This is a genomic window from Bacteroides mediterraneensis (assembly GCF_025993685.1).
Classification (GTDB): domain Bacteria; phylum Bacteroidota; class Bacteroidia; order Bacteroidales; family Bacteroidaceae; genus Phocaeicola; species Phocaeicola mediterraneensis_A.
The window spans coordinates 3,510,990-3,533,974 of record NZ_DAJPEN010000001.1 but is presented as its reverse complement, the minus strand read 5'-3'; the positions used below and the strand labels follow the sequence as shown (position 1 = coordinate 3,533,974).

The window sequence follows — 22,985 nt, the reverse complement described above, 5'->3', positions numbered from 1 at the left end:
AGAAAAAGAGAAATACAATGAAAAAGCAAGTTTTGACAGGGTTGTTTCTGTGTATGGCTTTGAATACGACGTATGCACAGAAAGTGGAATGGAATACACCGGGAGCAGGAAATCCTTTTATCCCCGGTTATTTTGCAGACCCTACTGTAAAGAAATTTGGAGACACGTATTATGTATATGCCACGACTGATGGAAGTGGAGCCGGCTTTGGCCCTTCACAGGTGTGGTGCAGCAAGGATTTTGAGAACTGGACCATTATGCCGATGAACTGGCCGGACAGCCATTGGATTTGGGCACCGGATGTGATGAAACATACGGATGGAACGTATCGGATGTTTTATTGCCAGCCGTGTAATGTGTATGAAGGAATGGCCGAAACTCCACGTGGCCCGTGGAAAAATGTGCTCGGCGAGAGTGAGGCAGTGCTGGTTCCTGACCGGTTTGTAAAGAATGCCATCACACTGGATGGGCAGTCGTTTGTAGATGACGATGGTTCCGTGTATCTGTACTGGGGAACATGGGGTATTTACAAAGGCTTCGGTTGCGGGGCAGGAAAAATGACGCCCGACATGAAAGGTTTTGTGGAAACGAAATTGATTCCCAATACGGAGGTGAAGGACTTCTTCGAGGCTCCGTTTGTCATGAAGCGGAACGGAATTTATTATTTCATGTATTCCTCCGATTCTTGTCATGACAGCACCTATCATGTACAGTATGCCACAAGTACAGTAGGACCGCTCGGTCCTTATACGTACAGAGGTACGGTACTGAAAACTTCGGCCGACGGTACGGTGCATGGTCCGGGGCATCACAGTATCCTGAAGGAAGGCGACAATTACTACATTGTCTATCATCGTCACGACAATCCGCATTCCAACCGGGGATTCCATCGCCAGCTTTGCATAGACAAGCTGGAGTTTAATGCCGATGGTTCGATTGTACCGGTGGAAGGAACGCACAGCGGAGTCGGTGCTTTTGCCAAGAGTATCTTGAAATCGAAAAATCTGGCATACGGGAAACCGGTCAAGGCTTCTTCGTATTATGATGCGAATTTCTTGCCTGAATATGCGGTGGATGACAATAACGGTACGTTGTGGCGTCCGAAAACGATGGGGCAGGAATGGATTGAAATTGATTTGCAGAAGGTGGAAAAGATACGTACCATCTGGACGCAGTTTGAATATGGTACATCTTATTATCAATACCTGATTGAAACTTCAGTGGATGGAAAGCAGTGGAAGGTCTTTGCGGACAAGCGTCACAATTACTTGGCTGGAAGTCCGATGGTGGATTTTGGAGAAACGGATGCGCGTTATGTACGGTTGACAACCACGGGTACACAGAAAAACGGTTTTGCCGGTGCGTTGTGGAACATCAAGGTGTTTGGGGAGTATGAAACGGCCTCTCCTCAATTGTGGATGGGCCTTTCAGGCTTGGACTGGAACGGTACGGAGTGGAAGAACGATGGCGGTATGCTGGGCGGTATCTTCCGACTGAAGACCGGACAGGTTTCCCGCAAGCGTATAGCCGGGCAGGAGGCTATTGTACTGGCACCGGGTACGCAACTGGAATTCGAATCACCGGTCATCAATCCGAAAGAGGAACATACGGCTACCGTCTGGGTATATGAAAACAACCGCTGGACTTCCAAGTCGGCAGAAGATTATGTGCAACGTGGAAAAGTGGTGATTCAGGCTTCAGGTCAGGAACTGGCCGTGACGAATTTCCGGTATTATAACTGGAAGCAGGAAGAAGCGGAAAAAGCATACGATGCGACAGTGGGACTGGTACGTGTGGAGGCTTCCGACCGTGTAAAGAAAGGATTGTTGGTCTCTATGACAGCCGAAGATTTCGCCGTAGGAGATACGGTACCATATATCCCGAATAAGGGTGTAGTGGAAGGTTATTTCGAGGCACAGAAGGCGCCGGTAGTGGTGGAGGAAGTGCAAGGAAAGAAGGCTTTCCGCTTTGAAGGCGAACAGTTCTTCCGCTCCAGCTTTACGTTGCCGGCCACTCTTCGTGACAATGCGCCTTACACTTTGGAAGCGTGGGTGCTGAACCCGGAACTGGCGGAAAATGAATGCGTGGCCGATTTTACCAGTTCACACGATGAAATGGAAAAAATCATGCTGGTGAACGGGACAGAACCACGATGTGGTATGTTGAACCATTACGGCTGGTATGAAGACGTGGGTTATAAAGATGCCAAGAGTTTGGCCGGGAAATGGCAGCACATTTATGTGGTTTTTGATGGAAGAATAGAAAAAGTGTATATAAATGACCAATTAATCAGTTCGAAAGACATTCAGTTGCTGATAAAACCGATACAATTTGTAACTTTGGGACAGAATGCGGAAGGCAACTGGCCGTTCAGCGGTTATGTGCATGCGTTGAATATTTGGGATGAAGCTCTCCCATTGGAAAATAAATGAAAAACAAGAACCTATAAATAAACAATGAAACCATGAAAAAACTAGTGATTTCAGCTCTGCTCTTTTCGTTGATTGGAGGCGGGGCGTACGCACAGAAGAAAACTCCGGCACATGGCTATCCGATTGATCCGGTTCCGTTTACTTCGGTAAAACTGACGGATTCTTTTTGGGGACAGCGTTTGAAGGCTAGCCGTGAGGTAACGATTCCGTTGGCTTTCAGCAAATGTGAAGAAACCGGACGTTACAAGAACTTTGAAATGGCTGCTCACCCGAGTGAAAACAACAAGGTGACAGGGTATTCGTTTGATGATACGGATGTATACAAAACTATTGAGGGAGCAAGTTATCTGCTTCAGACGTATCCGGATGAGAAATTGAAGAAGTACATCGACAGTGTACTGGTGATTGTGGCAGCTGCACAGGAGCCCGACGGTTATCTGTACACGGCACGTACCATGAACCCCAAACATCCGCATGAATGGGCGGGTAGCAAACGCTGGGAAAAGGTGGAGGAGCTGAGTCATGAGTTCTATAACCTGGGACACATGATTGAAGGAGCCATTGCACATTATCAGGCTACGGGACAGCGCAACTTCCTGGATATCGCAATTCGTTATGCAGACTGTGTCTGCCGGGAAATCGGTGACAAGCCGGGACAGCAGGTGCGTGTACCGGGGCATCAGATTGCTGAAATGGCGTTGGCCAAACTGTATCTGGTGACAGGTGACCAGAAATATCTGGATGAAGCTAAATTCTTCTTGGACAAACGTGGCTACACTTCCCGCCGGGATGAATACAGTCAGGCTCATAAGCCGGTGATTGAACAGGATGAGGCAGTAGGTCATGCCGTTCGTGCGGCTTACATGTATTCCGGTATGGCCGATGTGGCTGCTTTGACGGGAGACACAGCGTATGTGCATGCCATCGACCGCATTTGGGAGAACATCGTTTCCAAGAAATTGTATATTACCGGTGGTATTGGAGCCACTAACAATGGAGAGGCTTTCGGAAAGAATTATGAACTTCCCAACATGTCGGCTTACTGTGAGACTTGTGCGGCTATCGGAAACGTGTATATGAATTACCGTCTGTTCCTCTTGCATGGGGACTCCAAGTATTATGATGTGCTGGAACGTACATTGTACAACGGGCTGATTTCAGGCGTATCATTAGACGGAGGGGCTTTCTTCTATCCGAATCCGTTGGAATCCATGGGACAGCATCAGCGCCAGCCTTGGTTCGGTTGTGCCTGCTGCCCGTCTAACATCTGCCGTTTCATCCCGTCTGTACCGGGTTATGTGTATGCGGTGAAGGACAAGGATGTGTATGTCAACTTGTTCATTGCCAACAATGCCACGCTGAAAGTAAACGGCAAGAAGGTGACCTTGTCACAGACCACTTCTTATCCTTGGAACGGAGACATCACGTTGGCCGTAGACCGCAATTCTGCTGGACAGTTTGCCATGAAGATTCGTATCCCGGGATGGGTACGTAACCAGGTGGTTCCAAGTGACCTGTACACTTATACTGACGGAAGTCGTCCGAAGTATAGTGTAAAGGTAAACGGACAAGAGGTGAAGTCGGATTTGGAGAAAGGATATCTCACTATCGACCGGAAATGGAAGAAGGGGGATAAGGTGGAAATCCATTTCGACATGAATGTGCGTACGGTTAGAGCCAACGGTAAAGTGGAAGCTGACCGTGGCCGGGTGTCTGTAGAACGTGGCCCGATTGTCTATTGTGCGGAATGGCCGGACAACGACTTCGATGTGCTGAGTGTCTTGATGAACCGCACGCCGAAGTTCGAAGTGGTAGAAAAACCGGATTTGCTGTATGGTATTAACGAAATCAAGACACAGGCCCAGACCTTGGAATACGATGAGTCGGGCCGTCTGGTGGCTAAAGATCATACACTGACAATGATTCCGTATTATGCATGGGCTCACCGTGGAGCCGGTAACATGGCGGTATGGCTGCCGAATGAAGTAAGTGCCACTCGTCCGGTAGCTACTCCTACCTTGGCTTCCAAGAGTAAGATAGATGCATCCCATAAAGTGACTTCTTTGTCTGCCATCACCGACGGGCTGGTGCCGAAGGATGAAAACGACCGTACCATTCCTTACTATCACTGGTGGCCGAAAGAAGGTACTACGGAATGGATTTCTTACGAATTCCCGGAAGAGATGGAAGTTTCCAGCTCTACGGTTTACTGGTTTGACGATGCACCATGGGGAGGTTGCCGTGTGCCGAAAGCTTGGAAGATTTATTACAAAGATGCTTCCGGAAACTGGACTCCGGTACAGAACATCTCGGAATATGGCGTGAAGAAAGGCAATCCGAACACGGTAGAGTTTGAACCGGTAAAGACCAAGGCTGTAAAACTGGAAGTCGTTCAGCCGGATAAGAACTCTTCAGGCTTGTACGAATGGGAAGTGAAATAACCATGATAATTGATAGATAATAATGCAATCAGATTCGGGGCTTTGGATATTCTTGGATACGAGAAAGAATATCTGAAGTCCCGATTTTTAAAATAAAACACAATGGGAAACAATTTATGGAAATCGGGACTTTTGTCCATCATGCTGGGAAGTGCGGCTTGTATGCCGCTTTTTGCACAGGGCACGGTAGAAGATTATAACCGGGCTTATGCGCTTCGGGAGAAATACAGTATGAAGCAGGTGCTTTATGCAGGAGTGGTGCCACATTGGGTAGAACATACTTCTTCTTTTTGGTATGTGCGTCAGACTGAGAAAGGAAACGAGTATGTGAAAGTGGATGCGGCATCGGCTAAACGGACAGCCTTGTTCGACCAGCAGAAAATGGCTACTGCTTTATCTGAACAGTCAGGTCGGAAGGTGGATGCGTATCATCTTCCGCTTCAGGATTGTCGGTTGAATGCGTCTCTTGATACGCTGCGCTTCCAGCTTGACGGAAAGTTCTGGGCTTACAGCATCAAGCACAACCGTTTGCTCGATGAAGGTGCGGTTCCTCCCCGTGGGAAAGAACGCCACTGGATGGAAGTGGACGATGAAAAAAACGGAGGTCCGGTGACATCTCCCGATGGCAAATGGGTGGCCTTCATCAAGAATGACAATGTGTATGCGCGTGAAGTGGCTACTGGAAAGGAAAAACAGTTGAGCCAGGACGGTACATTGAGCAACTATTATTCTTCTTATATCCAGTGGTCGCCCGACTCTAAGTCGGTAGTATCTTGTCGGATTCGTCCGGTAGAGAAGCGCTATGTGTATTATGTGGAATCTTCTCCTGCCGACCAGTCACAGCCTAAACTGCACAAGCAGGAATATGCCAAACCGGGCGATGAGCTGCGTTTCAAGGTGCCTTGCATCTTTGAGGTGGAATCTGGTCGTCGGTTGATTCCTTCTACAGAGTTATTCAGTCACCAGTATGATTTGTCGGCTCCGATGTGGAATGCAGACAGCAAAGGCATTACTTTTGAATACAACGAACGTGGACACAAGGTGTATCGGGTGTTGGAAATGTCGGCAGTCGATGGAAAGGTCCGTTCGTTGATTGAAGAGAAAGAAGAGAAATACGTAAATTATCCCCGTATTTACCGGAATTATCTGAGCGATGGCAAACGGATTATCTGGTCGAGCGAGCGGGATAATTACAATCACTTGTATATGTACGACCGGGCTACCGGGAAACCGTTGAACCAGATTACCAAGGGTGAATGGTACGTGCGCGGCGTGCAGTATGTGGATGAGGCCAATGGGGTGATTTATTTCTCTGCCAATGGCATGAACAAGAACGAAGACCCTTATCTGATTCATTATTACAGAATTAACTTCGACGGCAGCAATCTGGTGGAACTGACTCCCGAAGAGGGTATGCACCAATGCTGGTATTCGCCCGACTATAAGTATCTGGTGGATGTGTACAGTAAGGTAGACCAGGCGCCGGTAGCTGTGTTGCGTGAGGCTAAGAATGGGAAAATCCGTATGCAGCTGGAAAAGGCGGACATTTCTGCATTGCTGGCTAACGGATGGAAGGCCCCCGAAGTGTTTACAGCCAAGGGTCGTGATGGAAAAACCGACATGTGGGGTGTGATTTACCGTCCGTCCAATTTCAATCCGTCGAAGAAATATCCGGTGATTGAGTACATCTACTCCGGTCCGGGCGACCAGTATGTGCCGAAGACTTTCTCTTCTTATAACTGGTGGATGACTTCTTTGGCCGAGCTTGGATTTATCGTAGTACAGGTAGATGGTATGACCACTTCTTTCCGTTCCAAAGAATTTGAGGAAGTGTGCTACAAAAACCTGAAAGATGCCGGACTGCCCGATCACATTGCTTGGATTAAGGCTGCTGCACAGAAATATCCTTATATGGATATTGACCGTGTCGGTATCTTTGGTTGCTCAGCCGGCGGACAGGAATCTACAGGAGCCGTGCTGTTCCATCCAGAATTCTATAAGGCGGCTTATTCGGCTTGTGGTTGTCACGACAACCGGATGGATAAAATCTGGTGGAACGAACTTTGGATGGGATATCCGGTAGATGAGTCTTACAGTGCTTGTTCGAATGTGGACAATGCCTATCGGCTGACTCGTCCGCTGATGCTGGTGGTCGGCGAATTGGACGACAATGTAGATCCGGCTTCTACGATGCAGGTGGTCAATGCGTTGGTAAAAGCCAATAAGGATTTTGAACTGGTGGTGATTCCGGGTGCTCACCATACCATGGGAGAGGATTTTGGCGAACACAAACGATATGATTTCTTTGTCCGCAATTTGATGGGAGTCACTCCTCCGTCATGGGATAAAATCAAAACCGGAAAATAAATCATCCGGTTTTACAGATAGCAAAATGGGTCATTCATTCTTGAGTGACCCATTTTGCTATATCTTCCATTACTTTTCCGGATACCCGTGCAGGGTGATTGTATTCCATCGGTGTCGATTTACCGGTGCCTTCCATGAAACAGTGGTTTAAGGTGGGGTAGGACTGGAACGTGGCATTCGTTTTGCCGAACATTCCCAGTTTCCACATGGCAAAATCCTGCATCGTTACCTGATAATCTCGTTCTCCTTGCAGGAAGAGCATGGGAATGGACAAGGAACAGGCAGTCATGACAGGTGCGTACTTGTCCAGATAGTCCCAATAGATTTGGGGAGCAGCGGCTTTTATTTGCTGGTATTGTTGGGCAAGAAGCGTTTCATCCGTATTTCCGTTCAATGAGCCCAAATAACGTATTTGCTCTTTAAGAATATCATCCTGTGGGCGGGAAGGAGCGGCCAGCAGAATAAGTCCGGTGACCGACGGACAACGGGTAGCAATAAGCGGGGCCAGTAGTCCTCCCAGGCTGTGTCCGGCCAGGAAGACTTTCCGTTTGTCTATAAACGGCAGGGAGGCCGCTAATTGGCAGGCTGAAACCGCATCTTCTACCACTTCTTCATCGGGGGTAATCTCTTTGCCTTCCGGAACGGAGGATTTTCCATATACATACGTACGTTTGTCATAGCGAAGTACAGCTATACCTTTTGCAGCTAGTCCCCAGGCAATGTCCCGGTAAATTTTGTTGGGACCGATACTTCCGTCTCTGTCTTGAGGCCCGGAACCATGTACCAGGATGACAATCGGAAGGTGGGCCTTTCCTTTCGGACGGGTGAGGATGCCGGGGAGTTTATAGTTCCCGGTAGTCACTTCAATGGGTGATTCTTCCAGATGCGTGCTGTCAAACGGAGCGACCAACGGCTTTTCTTCCGGAGGAACCGGAAGCAACCGGAGTCCGCTCACTTTGTTTTCGGAATTGAAGGCTACCAGAAAGCGTAATGGAGCGCGTTGGAATTTCAAATCAGTATAGTAGACCACCGTACCGTCGATGGCATCCTGTTTCCATTCTTTTTCTTTTTCTAGCGGGCCAAGTTGTTGCTCCACCTGTGTCCACATGTCTTTTAACTGCGAGGAGGAAATGGCCTGCTGCATTTTTGCATCGAAACAGGCATAGATACTGTCGCATTGGGTGTCTTTCATCCATTGCAGAATGGTTGCGGCCCGTTGCAGGTTGGTCTGCTGGGCGTGGAGGGTAGAAACTAAAAATAAGCTCCCGATAAAGAATAGTAGAATTTTTTTCATGGCAGAATAATTTTTCTAGCAAAGGTAAGGACTTTTATTGGAGGTTTAATTTGTAAGTGTGATATGTTTTGTAAAAGTTTGTTAGGTAAAGGTAGTCTGCAAGTGATATCTTTCTCGTTGTTGTTTGATAAAGATTTTGCGGAGGCCTAAAAATAGGACTGATTTCAATTGCGAACTCAGTCCATATCCCTTAGAATTTAGTCACTCTCAAATTCTTATTTATGGGTAAAAGTATACATTTTAGCGGGCAACCACCCTATTGTCGAGTGATAAAATTACTGGATAAGTCAGCAATCCTTTGGATATGATGTAAATATGGTGGTGAATACGATGTAAAGGGTTCCGATGCTTGTAATCATCTTGTTGTTATGTGCTTTTATTTAGCCGTCATGTGTTTATGGCTTCCACGTTCTTGTGTAGAGTTCTTTTCGGTGCCAACAAATGACGGCTGGTGGCTATATTTGAATTTATCTGTTTTTGCCTATATACTATATCAGGAATGTACTATTCTCGGATGGCTGTAAAAGTAGGAATGTAGTATAGATGAGGTGTCTGCAGGTTATAGTTGAGCAATACTTTTTATGTCTAATTGGCTTTATTGGACAGGGACAAAATGACAAGAGAGGTTGTTTCTGTGTAAATTCGAAACAACCTCTCTCAAAGAATATCAAATTTTTAGTTTATTTTTCTGCTTCCATATTCGGCACTGTAGGCCAACCCCATGTCTGATAAAGGACAGAAGTGTCTACTGATTCATCCGGTGAAAGCAATTCAATCTCACGAATCGGCAGTGGAGAATTGTAATGTGCATTCATCCAAGTATATCCATCAAATACAGGATTGTTACTTAAAATTCTGTAAGGACGAATATAAGTACTTTCTGAACGTGAAGATATATTGGCTTTTGCATCCGTCGGCCCTTCAATATAAGTAACGACGTTTGTAGCTTCATACCCTTCACCATCATAAATGGCAGTCTGATACATTTTAGCCCAGAAATTACATCCTTCAGGAATAAACTTATTATTCACCAACTGATCCATTGAAGACCAACGTACCAAATCGTCCCAACGCATACCTTCACCAATAAATTCGCAACGGCGTTCACGACGAATATTATAAATAGTCGCATCAACCAATTTGCCCTGTGAATATGCGCCCCAGTCTCCTTTCGCTTCCTTGCTCATATCCGTGGCAGCAATTGTTTTGGTATAATCCGAATCTACATGAGCACGTTTACGGACAGCCTTCCAGTATTTTTCAGAGGTATCATCAATCTTTCCATCGCGCATATACTGAGCTTCAATATAGTTCAAGTAAGCTTCTACTCCACGGAACAAAATCTGTCCGGTTGTAGACTGAGCCTTACCATATACATTCTGAGTCTTGTCAAAGCTTTCTCCCTTACGCATACGGTAACCTGTCATATCTCCCATTTCACCTGCACGTTTCGGGGCCAATACCGGAAGATAGGTATGAACTTCATCGTTTCCAGTTGAAAGAATCGGAAGATAATTGCTTTCTCCAAAAACGAACAGCTGCAAACGTCCATCACGGTTAGCCTTTACGTTGTCCAAGGTTTCATCACCCATATAAGGCTTTTCTGAAGATGAAGCATAAATAGGCAAACCATCCTCCATCAGGAAGCTTTCAATATATCCTTTCAACAAACCGTTATAACCACCTGTTACGATATAAGCCGGAACACCGTGATTAATATTTGAAGAACCCACTGTTCCGTAAGCCTTCCACATCAGAACTTCACTGATGCCCGACAAATCCTGGCTATTATACATTTCAAAGTAAGGGTTCCATCCAGTTGTCGGAGCCAACGGGTCCTGGTCAAGAACACCTGTATTTTCTGTCAATGTAACTCCGTCAGCTACAAGTTTGGCAGCTTCCATAGCCTGAGTCAGTAAGTTCTTGACATGGGCTGTCACGTCAAACTGATAGTTTGGATGTAATTTTGCTCCTGGCCATCCTTCATCACCCGGTACCCGTCCAGTACCTTTATGGTATGTTTCAAAAGAAGCCTCATACAAAGCGACACGTGACTTTACAAGTTGTGCCACCTGCTTATTAATACGGTTATTGGCTGCAAAGCCTTTGTCCTGTAAAAATCCGATGGCCTTGTCCAAATCGCTGAGAATAAAATCTGCGACTTCATTTCTCGGCATACGTGTACCATGGGCAATCAAATCTTCCTTGTTATCCGTTACCACCTCGGTTACAATCGGATAATCGCCATAAGTTTTCAGACGTGAGAAATAAACCCATGCCCGGATGAAATACATTTCACCAATGTAATGTTTGGCATTGGCCAAATCACTGTCATACATGCCAGCTTCGTATTTCGGAAGCACGTTTTCAAAGAAATAGTTGCAATAACGGATCAGGCTGAATCCCAAATCTCCAGATTGTGAAACCTTCCAGTAATCCTTCGTAAAATAACTCTGGCTTGCATCTCCGCTTACCATATTGTCAGTATTGGCATCCCCTGTCAGGATGGCTCCTTGTCCCCATCCACTGGGAGCAGTAAAAATACTGTTATATTGTGAGATACTATAGGCCCCCAACTGGTCGGCACTTTGAAAATAGACCTCCGGAGTAACTTCATCCAACGGAGCCAAATCCAAGAAGTCATTACATGAAGTAATTGCCAAACCCGATCCGGCCAGCATACATGCTACAAATAAACTTTTATATGTTGTTTTCATTTTCTCTTCACTATTTAGAAGTTAATATTAACACCTACTGATACAACGCGCTGCAACGGATAAGTCTTACCGGCGTCACTATACAGAGAACCAATATTTTCCGGGTCAAAAATGCTGCTTACATGACTAAATGTCAACAGATTATCACCTGAGATATAAATACGTACATTTTCTATGGAAGCTTTCTGAGTCCAAGCCTTTGGCAATGTGTAACCCAATGTGATATTTTTCAGACGGAGATAAGCACCATTCTGCAAATAGCGTGTCTGAGTCTGGTGGTTACGGCCAGTCCAAGACGGACGTGCGTAATATGCATTCGGGTTTTCAGGAGTCCAATAATCCAGATGTTCTTCAAACACATTAGACTGCCACATACCTCCATTTGTACCCCAGAAATACGTACCTGGCAACCACAAATCACGTTTTCCAATACCCTGGAAGAACAATCGTAAATCAAATCCCTTCCAAGAGCCATCAACTGTAAAGCCATAATTGTAACGTGGAGTAGAATTACCGATTACACGCAGGTCGCCTGGGTCATCCGTTGTATAGGAACCTGTATTTACGCGTCCATCACCATTCAAGTCGGCATACATGATATCACCGGCACCCCATCCGCTACCTAATGAACTCTGGTCAACTTTTGCCAGGTGAGCGGCCATTTCTTCATCACTCTGGGCAATACCAATGGTTGTGTATCCCCAGATTTCATTCAGCATCTGGCCTTCATAATAGGTGTTCAAAGAATTTGACGGGTTCGGATAACGGGTAATTTTCTGTTGGGCATCAGACATGTTGAACGATACACCATATTTAAAATCACCAATCTGATCACGCCATCCCAGCTCAAGTTCAAAACCGTAAGATTTCATATCACAGTTATTTACCTTGGGAACAGTGGCGCCCAGCAATGAAGACAATTCAGGAGCCGGACCTACCATGTCCAAAGTCTTGCGAACGAAGTACCCGACGCTACCCGTCAAACGGTTGTTCAGCAATGCAAAATCAAGACCCAAGTCCCAAGACTGGATGGTTTCCCATGTCATCAAAGAACTTACCAGTCCCGGATTGGAAGAATAGCTGGGCAAAGATCCGTTTACAATCCAGGAATAATTTGTTCCTACCGGCATAGACTGATAGAACGGATACCAGTCGTCGGTATTCGTATTACCAAGTTGTCCCCACGAAGCTCTCAGCTTCAACGTAGAAATGGTACTCTTTTCACCGAACTTCTCGAAGAAACCTTCACGTGCAATATTCCATCCCAGAGAGAATGAAGGGAAGAAGCCCCATCTCTTATCTCCGACAAAACGGGAAGAACCGTCATAACGGCCGTTAATTTCTGCCATATAACGATCTTTGTATGCATAGTTGATACGGCCAAAGAAACCGGCCACCGCATTATGCGCATATCCACCAGTTGCAATATCTGCATCAACGGCAGTATTCAGCGTGGGAACTTCTGGTGAAATCAATCCGTCACGCTGGCCTGTAATACTACGGGTTGAATATTTTTCAGCATTGAAACCAAGCAAAACTTTAAAGTAATGGCCACTCTTAAATGTTTTGGAATAATCCGTATAAATGTTGGTCGCATAGTAACTTTCTTTGTAACCATATTCATTTACCCGGCTTTGTCCTGGAGAGTAAGTTCCGTCTCCCATTCCCCAAGCCATAGGCTGTTGGTTACCGTTTACGTCCCAGTAATAAACAGGAAGTACATCCCAATGCTCAAAATCAGATTGGGTACGAATGGTTCCTTCCAAATTAATGTGCCAGTCTTTGATAGGTTCAAATACAACGGCTAGCTGGTTAGTATAAAAATCCTTGTTTTTGGTCTGCAAACCGCCATTTTCCATCTGTTCGATTTCACTTTCATTCATGGGAAAGCCATTCGGGTCGTATGCAGGCTGGATAGGCCATTTACGGGCTACATTGTGGAAGAACAAACCACTCATATAAGACGGACGTCCATAATCTTCCCGGGTCCAACGGGTGGTATAAGTCAATCTGGCCCAGCTGGCAAGCTGTGTAGTGATTTTTCCATTCAGTGTATAACGGTTCATGTAATCCTCACCATGACGCAACAAACCGTTTTGTCCCAAGAAGTTTCCACTCAATACATACTGGGTCTTTTCATTACCTCCACTTACACTGAGGTTATGCTCCTGGGAAGGAACCCAGCTCTTATAAAATTCCTTAAACCAGTCCACATTATCATAAGCGCCTTCATTCCACTTAGCCCAGACGTTTCCATTAGCAACTGTTGACTGAGTTAATTTACCCTCCATATAATCTTTAATATTCTGCATATACGCATCATTAAAGATAGGAGCATTACCATCATTTACATTAGCTGCGTTAAACATTGTGGCAAAGTCATAAGAATTGGCCATTTTCGGAATACCGATACCATCATTAAAACGAACGTTTCCAGAATAATTTACGCGAGTTTTTCCAGCTTTACCGTTCTTGGTTGTAATCAAGATAACACCGAATGCAGCACGTGCACCATAAATTGAAGAAGAAGAAGCATCCTTCAATACAGAAATATTTTCAATATCATTGGGGTTCAATGTATTCATATCTCCTTCCACACCATCAATAAGAACCAAAGGTGATGCACTTGAACCGGAACCCAAAGTACCTGTACCACGAATATTGAAGTTCATGGTCGCATCCAATGAACCACCGCTACTGCTTACAGACATATTCAAGCCAGGAATTTGTCCTTGCAAAGCCTGTGACACATTAGAAACAGGACGTGAAGCCAACACTTCTGAATCAACCATGGATACGGCACCTGTTACATTAACTTTCTTTTGTGTACCATAACCAACGACTACCACTTCATCCAGAATTTGTGAATCATCTTTCAAGGTAATTTCAAGATTTTGGCCATTCCATACAATTTCCTGAGTCTTATATCCCACAAAAGAAATCTGGATGATATCCCCTTTTTTTACTCCAGATAAAGAAAAATCTCCATCTAATCCTGTAATCGTACCGTTGGTAGTACCTTTTACTACCACAGAAGCTCCGATTACGGTTTCCCCTGTAGCATCTTTTACGACGCCAGTACAAGTTGACTGCTGCTGTACGCTCCGAGTCTCATCAACTTCAGGTACAGCCACTGCATACGCTGCTCCCGTAGAAGATATTCCTGCCAGAGCCAGCAACATACTGACTGATTTCATTTTTTTCAACATAATTCAATGTTTTAAGTTAGTATTTAATGTCTAGGAATCATCTCAATAGTTTTCACTTTATATATATTAGAAACGTTTTTTTTATTTGTATTAGATACAGGTCTTTTCAAATTCTTACTTCTATATTTCACAAAGGTAAATATTTTCTTTAATTAATCAAAGATTTCAAATGTTTTTCAGAAAATAATTAAAAAGGTGTCAATATTTTTTTTTGAAACTTATAAAGATAGACTACTTATTTTTTATACTTTTCCCAATGCACTTGTGAAAGCCTTTGCATTTCAACCGTGCAGCCATCCACAATAGGGTATTGTAGTCTGCCGGAAGTAGTTCTACCTTAGCTAAAAGATTTAGGAAATGGAAAAAGTAGAATACGATAGGTGGATTTTTCTCGTTTTCAAGAAACGATGTAGTGCTGATAAGCAACCATGCTTCTTCAGAATATATTCCTGAGGGCATGGTGTTGATTCTAGTTATATGTGTCTAGTTTTAATGCATAAAGCTAAAGTTTAAATGATATCCCTAGATATACAGAAATGGCTTCTGATTTTGTATCTATTCAAAATCTTTATCGAAAAGTAATGAGAAATTTTGATTTTTCGCAATTTAGCACACTCTTCTTGCCATATCAACCATCTCTTTTTATGTCTGATTGGCGATATTTGTCTTCAAATTAAGAATGAAATGTCATGAAGCAAGAAACAGTGAATTCACGCCCTCAGAAGGGGAACCCGTTTGTGGCCTTTTTATGGGTCATCTTGATTGTCTTATTTTTGAATTGGTTGATTTTCCCGAATTTGACGGGGCAGAAAATCAAGTCCACTGATTATGGTACTTTCATAGAAAAGATGGAAGAGGGGGCGATAAAGGAAGTGATGATTAAATCCGGACAGATTTATTTCACGGTAGCCGACAAAGGAGACGTCACGACTTATCAGACTGGAGAGATAAATGACCCTCAGCTGGTGGACAGGCTGCTGAAGGCAAAAAGTCCGAATGAGGACGGTAAAGTAGCTTTTACAGAGATTGTTCCTGAGGAAAATTCTCCTTTTTTGAATTTTATCTTGATGTGGGTACTGCCGGGGCTGTTGTTTTATGTAATCTGGAAGCAAGCCAGTCGAAGTATTCAGGCACGTATGGGCGCATCGGGAGGTAATTTTATGTCATTCGGGAATGGAGGGGCCAAGATTTATGCGGACTCAGAAATCAAAACGACATTTGCCGATGTAGCCGGGCAGAATGAAGCGAAAGAAATGCTGAAAGAGATTGTGGAATTTCTGCATAAGCCACAGAAATATGCGGATATAGGTGCTTCGTTGCCTAAGGGAGCCTTGTTGGTGGGGCCTCCTGGAACAGGAAAAACGTTGATTGCACGTGCGGTAGCCGGAGAAGCGAAGGTGCCTTTCTTTGCCATCTCGGGTTCCGAGTTTGTGCAGATGTTTGTAGGAATGGGAGCTGCAAAAGTACGCGACCTTTTCAGGCAGGCAAACGAGAAAGCTCCTTGTATCATTTTCATTGATGAGATAGATGCCATTGGCAAGCGAAGGGACAGTGGACTGGGAGGAAACGATGAACGAGAACAGACGCTGAACCAGTTGCTGACCGAAATGGATGGATTTGACGGGCGGAAAGGGGTTGTGATATTGGCAGCCACTAATCGCCCGGAGGACTTGGATAAGGCCTTGCTTCGTCCGGGGCGTTTTGACAGACGTATCCAGATGGAATTGCCCGACTTGGAGGGACGGAAGGCGATTCTGGACGTACATCTGAAGAAGGTAAGGCATGAGACGGTAGATATAGATATTGTGGCTCGTGCTACGGCGGGTACATCGGGTGCGGAACTGGCTAATATTGTCAATGAAGCGGCATTGAGGGCGGTCCGTATGGGAAGAAGTGAAGTGACTACCGAGGATTTGGAAGAAAGTGTGGAAACCGTGATAGCGGGTGCACAGAAAAAGGGAAAGGTCGTTTCTTCGGAAGAGAAGAAAATCATAGCCTACCATGAAATAGGGCATGCGTTAGTGGCTGCCATGCAGAGTCATTCGGCACCGGTACATAAGATTACGATTATTCCTCGCACTTCGGGAGCACTCGGATATACCATGCAGGTGGAGAGTGGAGAACAGGTGTTGATGAACAGGGAAGAATTATTCAACCGGATTGTAACCCTGACAGGTGGACGGACGGCGGAGGAGGAAATTTGTCATGTCGTGACTACAGGGGCTTCAAATGATATTGAGCAGGCTACCAAACTGGCCCGTGCGATGGTCACTCGGTATGGCATGAGTGATAAATATGACATGATGGGACTGGAGACCGTGCATAATGTCTATTTGGGAGGAGATACTTCGCTTACTTGTTCTGTTGAAACGGCAGCCAGCATTGACCAGGAAGTGCTTGAAATGATTCGGGAAGCACATGAGAAATCACGTCGCCTCATTCGGGAAAATCTGGATGTGATGCATGAGGCGGCTTCTTTCTTGATTGAAAAAGAGACTATTACCGGTGAGGAGTTCATGCATATTCTGCAACGGTCGGGTAAACTGTAATGGCTTGCAATTCTTCTAGGATTTAGAAGCGCAACGAAGAATTGGACAAGAGAATATGTGCGGAAGAAAAAGAATGGAGGTGGAGATAAAAAATAAAATCTTATTTTTGTCACCGACAAAAGAATGATGGTTGAACCTTTCAAATTCATATTATTATGATAGCACCTGTTTATGCTGCGGCAGAAAACCGCTACGAGTGTGGCATGCAATATCGGCGTGCCGGACGGAGTGGGGTGATGCTGCCCGCCATTTCACTGGGATTATGGCATAATTTCGGGGACGTGGATACACTCTCGCTCAGCCGGAAAAAATTGCATTATGCCTTTGATCATGGAATTACACACTTTGACTTGGCCAATAATTACGGGCCGTCGTATGGCTCGGCCGAGGAGACTTTCGGACAGATAATAAAATCGTCATTGGCTCCTTACCGGGACGAACTGTTTATTTCTACAAAGGCGGGACACGACATGTGGCCGGGTCCGTATGGCAACTGGGGTTCCCGCAAACACTTGATGGCCAGTCTGGACCAGAGCCTGAAACGGATGAATCTGGAATATGTGGATGTGTTTTATTCACATCGTTATGATCCGGAAACACCGTTGGAAGAGACACTTCAGGCGTTGGTGGATATCGTACACCAGGGAAAGGCTTTGTATGTGGGCCTGTCCAAATATCCCTTGGAGGCTTATTTGTTTGCCAGCCGTTATTTGAAAGAACGTGATGTGCCGTGCCTGTTGTATCAGGAACGTTACAGCATGCTGGTACGTGAGCCGGAATCTCAAGGAATCTTACAGGCGGTCAGAGAAAATGGGGCAGGGTTTGTGGCCTTTTCTCCTTTGGCCCAGGGCTTGCTGACCAATCGTTACTTGAACGGTATTCCGGAGGATTCCCGTATTGCCCGGGGTGGTTTCCTGAAAAAAGAAGCGCTTACGCCGGAAGTCTTGAGAAGGATTCAGGCATTGGACGAACATGCGCGCTTGCGCGGGCAGTCGTTGGCCGAGATGGCATTGGCTTGGCTGCTGAAAGATGCGTCGGTCACTTCCGTGTTGGTGGGAGCCAGTTCGGTGGAACAATTGGGTGATAGCTTGAAGGCGCTGGACAATCTTTCGTTCGAGGAAGAAGAGCTTCAGCGTATTGAAGAGATTCTTGCATAGGCTTTTAATCTCGTGTGTTTGAGGAAGAAAGGGAAATGTAAAAAAGTGGGCTGTCTGTTTGTTAAAACTATTTAATTATAGACGGCTCACTTTTTTGGATATGAACATTCCTTTAAATTTGCTCCTTTGAAACACACTCGTTTTTATATATGGATGAAATAATCATTATTATCGGGTTGATAGTACTGAACGGTATCTTCGCCATGTCCGAGGTGGCATTAATATCAGCCCGAAAATCCCGGTTGTCGACTGACGTAAAAAAAGGTAATAAATCTGCTCGCGTAGCATTGAAACTGGCAGGGGACCCAGATCGTTTTCTTTCTACCGTCCAAATCGGAATCACATTGATAGGTATTTTGACCGGTATTTATTCGGGAAATAAAATTGCGATTGATTTGACCAATGTGCTGGTTTCGTGGGGAGTCTCTTCTACTTATGCATCCGGACTGGCACAGGGGATTATCGTCGTTATCGTTACTTACCTGACTATCATTTTTGGGGAGTTGGTGCCGAAGCGTATCGGTATGAGCATGGCCGAGAGAATGGCCAAACTGGTGTCCCGTCCGATGAATGTGCTGGCTAAGATTGCCTTACCGTTTGTCTGGTTGCTTTCAAAGAGCACAGAATTGATTTTCAATCTGTTGAATATTAAAGAAGCCGATAATAAGGTGACAGAAGAGGAAATCAAATCGATTATCAAAGAGGGGGCTGACGATGGAGAAGTGCAACCTGTGGAACAGGACATCGTGCAGCGTGTATTTCTGTTGGGTGATTTGAAGGTCGGTTCCATCATGACACACAAAAGTGATATCGTTTCATTGGAAAGCAACATGACGGCAGCCGAAGTGAAGGAGGTGCTGGTGAAGGAGTTGTATGAGTTCTATCCGGTGACAGAAGATGGAGATTTGGATAAGGTGAAAGGAGTGGTGAACCTGAAAGATTTGGTTTTGCATCTCCCTGAGGCAGATTTCAATCTGCCTGCCTTGACACATGAAGCTACGTTTTTCCATGAGAATATGAACGTATATAAGGCACTGGAACAGATGAAGGCGCAGAAAATAAGTCGTGCGCTGGTCTGCGATGAGTTCGGGGCTTGTGTGGGAATCATTACTTTGCGTGACATTCTGGAAGGGTTGGTCGGTTCGATGGATGATGCCGGAGAAGAGCCGGATATCATTAAGCGGATTAACAAGGAAGGATGGCTGGTCGACGGACAGTGCCCGTTGTATGATTTCTTGTGTTATTTTAACCGGCAGGATTTGTTGGAGGATGTGGATTACCATACAGTAGGAGGGTTGATTCTGCAATATTTACAGCATATCCCTCAAAGTGGTGAAACTTTGGAATGGAATAATTTTGTTTTCGAGGTTGTAGATATGGATGGAGCTCGAATCGATAAGGTATTGGTGACAATTCCTTCTTCAGAAGAAGAGGGTGAATGTGAGTTTTGATTTTGCAAATAATTCGCGACTGAAAGGCTTTCCGGGCTTTGGCTTGGGAAAGCCTTTTTTGTTAATGGGATTGAATGTGCTGCTCCCCTTGGTTAATATGTGTTGTAAAACATGATTTTTCGGCTATATTCTTTGTGGTTTTCCCGAGAATGTTTACTTTTGCACTGTGTTTTTCATAGTATTAGATTTAAGGTTAACAAAGGTTGGAGTTCAGCGGAACTCCTTTTTTTATGTCCTTATGTGAGGTTTCCTTTTTTCTGTTTGCTGAGTCGTTTTTTTATTTGTTCGTTTTTCTGTAAGTTTTCCTTCAAGCTGTTTCTTCAGTTTTTCCTGTAAGCACCTACTTATTTTTCCTTGTAAGCACCCCATTTGTTTTTCAAACTCTTCGTTTTTCCTCCTTCAAGCGTTCCGTATTGAAGAAATGTCGGTGAGATAATCCTTCGTTGCCTTTAAGTTTTCTATGTTTCCGTTAGGGGAGACGTATGTTTCTCTGCCGGGAAACGTATGTTTTCCCCGGCGGAAACCTACGTTTCCCGAGAGGGAGACATAGAAAATGTCGGGAGTCTCTGAAAAAAAATGTGCCTGCGGTGTGAATATTCCGGGGCGTTATTTGTCATGTCGCCTGTGAAAATCACGGATTTTATGGCGGGCTGGCGATTCCGTTTCCTGCGTTTTCGGATGTTTTTCCGGTTTTTGGCCTTCGTGCAAAGAAATTTCGTGCAGGATTTTTCCGTGTTTCCGCTGTTCTCTTGTACCGGTTCGGCGTGCATCTTCGCCTTTTCTTTTTACACATGCGCCCATGTGCGCGTGCACACGCCCGCGCGAAATATATAATGTAGGGCTGTTTTCTTCTATATTTGTATTCGTCAGAAAATGTCTACCTGCAACACGTTCTTTTCCAGGTACTTATAAAAATCTTCAAAAATTTCTTCAAAAAAGAGTGTGATAAAAGTTGCAGGATCGGAAAAAGTGCGTACCTTTGCAACCGCTTTCGAGAGGGAGAGCCGCTGAGAATGACAGAGTGGTGAAGAGAGGCAGACTTTCAAAGGCGCTGCACCCGAGTATCTTACCTTGCAAGACGGCAAGGGAGCGAGAAAAGGATAAGCCCGGAGAGGTCACCCTGAAAAACTTTTTTCGAAAAAAACTTCGGAAAAATTTGGAGGGAAAGAAAAAACGCCTTACCTTTGCAAACGCTTTCCCACTGAAACGGGAGCTCAAGAAAAGATAGTTCTTTGAAAGACTTTAGATAAACAAACGAAGATGTAGTACAAGAAGTAGTCTTATATATAATGTATATGTGAGATGAAACAAGAACCGTCAATAACCTGAAAAGGATATAGAGAATCGGTTTCCTGAAACAGAGACAACAATGCTCGAAAGAGTGAAAAATATTTTACAATGAAGAGTTTGATCCTGGCTCAGGATGAACGCTAGCTACAGGCTTAACACATGCAAGTCGAGGGGCAGCATGAACTTAGCTTGCTAAGTTTGATGGCGACCGGCGCACGGGTGAGTAACGCGTATCCAACCTTCCGTACACTCAGGGATAGCCTTTCGAAAGAAAGATTAATACCTGATGGTATGATGAGATTGCATGGTAACATCATTAAAGATTCATCGGTGTACGATGGGGATGCGTTCCATTAGATAGTAGGCGGGGTAACGGCCCACCTAGTCGACGATGGATAGGGGTTCTGAGAGGAAGGTCCCCCACATTGGAACTGAGACACGGTCCAAACTCCTACGGGAGGCAGCAGTGAGGAATATTGGTCAATGGGCGCGAGCCTGAACCAGCCAAGTAGCGTGAAGGATGAAGGTCCTACGGATTGTAAACTTCTTTTATAAGGGAATAAAGTCACCCACGTGTGGGTGTTTGTATGTACCTTATGAATAAGCATCGGCTAACTCCGTGCCAGCAGCCGCGGTAATACGGAGGATGCGAGCGTTATCCGGATTTATTGGGTTTAAAGGGAGCGTAGACGGGTCGTTAAGTCAGCTGTGAAAGTTCGGGGCTCAACCTTGAAATTGCAGTTGATACTGGCGTCCTTGAGTACGGTTGAGGCAGGCGGAATTCGTGGTGTAGCGGTGAAATGCTTAGATATCACGAAGAACCCCGATTGCGAAGGCAGCCTGCTAAGCCGCGACTGACGTTGAGGCTCGAAAGTGTGGGTATCAAACAGGATTAGATACCCTGGTAGTCCACACGGTAAACGATGGATACTCGCTGTTGGCGATAGACTGTCAGCGGCTTAGCGAAAGCGTTAAGTATCCCACCTGGGGAGTACGCCGGCAACGGTGAAACTCAAAGGAATTGACGGGGGCCCGCACAAGCGGAGGAACATGTGGTTTAATTCGATGATACGCGAGGAACCTTACCCGGGCTTGAATTGCAGACGAATTGCTTGGAAACAGGCAAGCCGCAAGGCGTCTGTGAAGGTGCTGCATGGTTGTCGTCAGCTCGTGCCGTGAGGTGTCGGCTTAAGTGCCATAACGAGCGCAACCCTCGTGTCCAGTTACTATCAGGTAGTGCTGAGGACTCTGGACAGACTGCCATCGTAAGATGTGAGGAAGGTGGGGATGACGTCAAATCAGCACGGCCCTTAAGTCCGGGGCTACACACGTGTTACAATGGGGGGTACAGCAGGCAGCTACCGGGCGACCGGATGCCAATCCCGAAAGCCTCTCTCAGTTCGGACTGGAGTCTGCAACCCGACTCCACGAAGCTGGATTCGCTAGTAATCGCGCATCAGCCATGGCGCGGTGAATACGTTCCCGGGCCTTGTACACACCGCCCGTCAAGCCATGAAAGCCGGGGGTACCTGAAGTGCGTAACCGCAAGGAGCGCCCTAGGGTAAAACTGGTAATTGGGGCTAAGTCGTAACAAGGTAGCCGTACCGGAAGGTGCGGCTGGAACACCTCCTTTCTGGAGAGGAACCGATGAAGGTTCTTGCCTTGTACTGCAGATGAGTTTGTTTTTCGATATAAGAGAGAAAGATGAAGCCGAGTCGGAACGGACGAGGTTGAACTGAAATCATCCAATTATTAATTATTCATTTTTAATTATTAATTGAAACAGTCCTATAGCTCAGTTGGTTAGAGCGCTACACTGATAATGTAGAGGTCGGCAGTTCAACTCTGCCTGGGACTACCTCGAAAAAAGGAAGCGAAAAAAAACTTCCTTAAAATTTTGCAGAAACGAAGGAAAATGCTTACCTTTGCAGCCGCAAAAAAACGGGGGATTAGCTCAGCTGGCTAGAGCACCTGCTTTGCACGCAGGGGGTCAACGGTTCGAATCCGTTATTCTCCACAAGCAGTGAACTTTTAATCATTCATTATTAAAAGTTCATTGAAAAAACGGTCTATGACAT

General features: G+C 45.4%; 9 protein-coding genes, 2 tRNA genes and 1 rRNA gene. 9 read left to right on the top strand and 3 right to left on the bottom strand.

Annotated elements, in window-relative coordinates:
• Nucleotides 1-17 precede the first annotated feature (17 nt).
• The 3 genes from OIM59_RS15100 (at nucleotide 18) to OIM59_RS15090 (ending at nucleotide 7,240) form a co-directional block, all read left to right on the top strand.
• Nucleotides 18-2,432, top strand: coding sequence for a family 43 glycosylhydrolase (locus OIM59_RS15100; RefSeq protein ID WP_299170877.1), 2,415 nt, complete (start codon nucleotides 18-20; stop codon nucleotides 2,430-2,432).
• A 32-nt stretch (nucleotides 2,433-2,464) separates the two neighbouring features.
• A complete protein-coding gene (locus OIM59_RS15095) occupies nucleotides 2,465-4,873 on the top strand; it encodes a beta-L-arabinofuranosidase domain-containing protein (protein WP_299170876.1) in 2,409 nt (802 codons plus the stop codon).
• A gap of 141 nt (nucleotides 4,874-5,014) precedes the next feature.
• Nucleotides 5,015-7,240: a S9 family peptidase gene (locus OIM59_RS15090; protein WP_303898255.1), complete on the top strand. Its 2,226-nt coding sequence runs from the start codon at nucleotides 5,015-5,017 to the stop codon at nucleotides 7,238-7,240.
• A gap of 34 nt (nucleotides 7,241-7,274) precedes the next feature.
• On the opposite strand, the gene OIM59_RS15085 is transcribed toward OIM59_RS15090, so the two are convergent.
• The 3 genes from OIM59_RS15085 to OIM59_RS15075 form a co-directional block, all read right to left on the bottom strand.
• Nucleotides 7,275-8,534 (bottom strand): alpha/beta fold hydrolase, encoded by a 1,260-nt coding sequence (locus OIM59_RS15085; RefSeq protein ID WP_303897525.1) that lies wholly within the window; start codon nucleotides 8,532-8,534, stop codon nucleotides 7,275-7,277.
• Nucleotides 8,535-9,214: 680 nt separating this feature from the next.
• Nucleotides 9,215-11,251 (bottom strand): RagB/SusD family nutrient uptake outer membrane protein, encoded by a 2,037-nt coding sequence (locus OIM59_RS15080; protein WP_303897523.1) that lies wholly within the window; start codon nucleotides 11,249-11,251, stop codon nucleotides 9,215-9,217.
• Nucleotides 11,252-11,265: 14 nt separating this feature from the next.
• Nucleotides 11,266-14,460: a TonB-dependent receptor gene (locus OIM59_RS15075; protein ID WP_303897521.1), complete on the bottom strand. Its 3,195-nt coding sequence runs from the start codon at nucleotides 14,458-14,460 to the stop codon at nucleotides 11,266-11,268.
• A 689-nt stretch (nucleotides 14,461-15,149) separates the two neighbouring features.
• Between OIM59_RS15075 and ftsH the strand changes: the two genes are divergently transcribed.
• The 6 genes from ftsH to OIM59_RS15045 all read left to right on the top strand — a co-directional run bounded on the left by ftsH (nucleotide 15,150) and on the right by OIM59_RS15045 (nucleotide 22,924).
• A complete protein-coding gene (gene ftsH, locus OIM59_RS15070; RefSeq protein ID WP_303897519.1) occupies nucleotides 15,150-17,009 on the top strand; it encodes an ATP-dependent zinc metalloprotease FtsH in 1,860 nt (619 codons plus the stop codon).
• Between the two features lie 155 nt (nucleotides 17,010-17,164).
• On the top strand, nucleotides 17,165-18,166 hold the full coding sequence (locus tag OIM59_RS15065; protein ID WP_303897517.1) for an aldo/keto reductase: 1,002 nt from the start codon (nucleotides 17,165-17,167) through the stop codon (nucleotides 18,164-18,166).
• A 149-nt stretch (nucleotides 18,167-18,315) separates the two neighbouring features.
• Nucleotides 18,316-19,617: a hemolysin family protein gene (locus OIM59_RS15060; protein ID WP_303897516.1), complete on the top strand. Its 1,302-nt coding sequence runs from the start codon at nucleotides 18,316-18,318 to the stop codon at nucleotides 19,615-19,617.
• A gap of 1,395 nt (nucleotides 19,618-21,012) precedes the next feature.
• Nucleotides 21,013-22,540, top strand: a 16S ribosomal RNA gene (locus tag OIM59_RS15055).
• Between the two features lie 151 nt (nucleotides 22,541-22,691).
• Nucleotides 22,692-22,765: transfer RNA gene (locus tag OIM59_RS15050), tRNA-Ile, on the top strand.
• A gap of 85 nt (nucleotides 22,766-22,850) precedes the next feature.
• Nucleotides 22,851-22,924: transfer RNA gene (locus tag OIM59_RS15045), tRNA-Ala, on the top strand.
• Nucleotides 22,925-22,985: the final 61 nt, after the last annotated feature.

What these genes read in the sequence shown, in the direction of transcription:
- OIM59_RS15100 (WP_299170877.1), top strand. Translation starts at nt 18, where the DNA reads ATGAAAAAGCAAGTTTTGACAGGGTTGTTTCTGTGTATGGCTTTGAAT.
- OIM59_RS15095 (WP_299170876.1), top strand. Translation starts at nt 2,465, where the DNA reads ATGAAAAAACTAGTGATTTCAGCTCTGCTCTTTTCGTTGATTGGAGGC.
- OIM59_RS15090 (WP_303898255.1), top strand. Translation starts at nt 5,015, where the DNA reads ATGCTGGGAAGTGCGGCTTGTATGCCGCTTTTTGCACAGGGCACGGTA.
- OIM59_RS15085 (WP_303897525.1), bottom strand. Translation starts at nt 8,534, where the DNA reads ATGAAAAAAATTCTACTATTCTTTATCGGGAGCTTATTTTTAGTTTCT.
- OIM59_RS15080 (WP_303897523.1), bottom strand. Translation starts at nt 11,251, where the DNA reads ATGAAAACAACATATAAAAGTTTATTTGTAGCATGTATGCTGGCCGGA.
- OIM59_RS15075 (WP_303897521.1), bottom strand. Translation starts at nt 14,460, where the DNA reads ATGTTGAAAAAAATGAAATCAGTCAGTATGTTGCTGGCTCTGGCAGGA.
- ftsH (WP_303897519.1), top strand. Translation starts at nt 15,150, where the DNA reads ATGAAGCAAGAAACAGTGAATTCACGCCCTCAGAAGGGGAACCCGTTT.
- OIM59_RS15065 (WP_303897517.1), top strand. Translation starts at nt 17,165, where the DNA reads ATGATAGCACCTGTTTATGCTGCGGCAGAAAACCGCTACGAGTGTGGC.
- OIM59_RS15060 (WP_303897516.1), top strand. Translation starts at nt 18,316, where the DNA reads ATGGATGAAATAATCATTATTATCGGGTTGATAGTACTGAACGGTATC.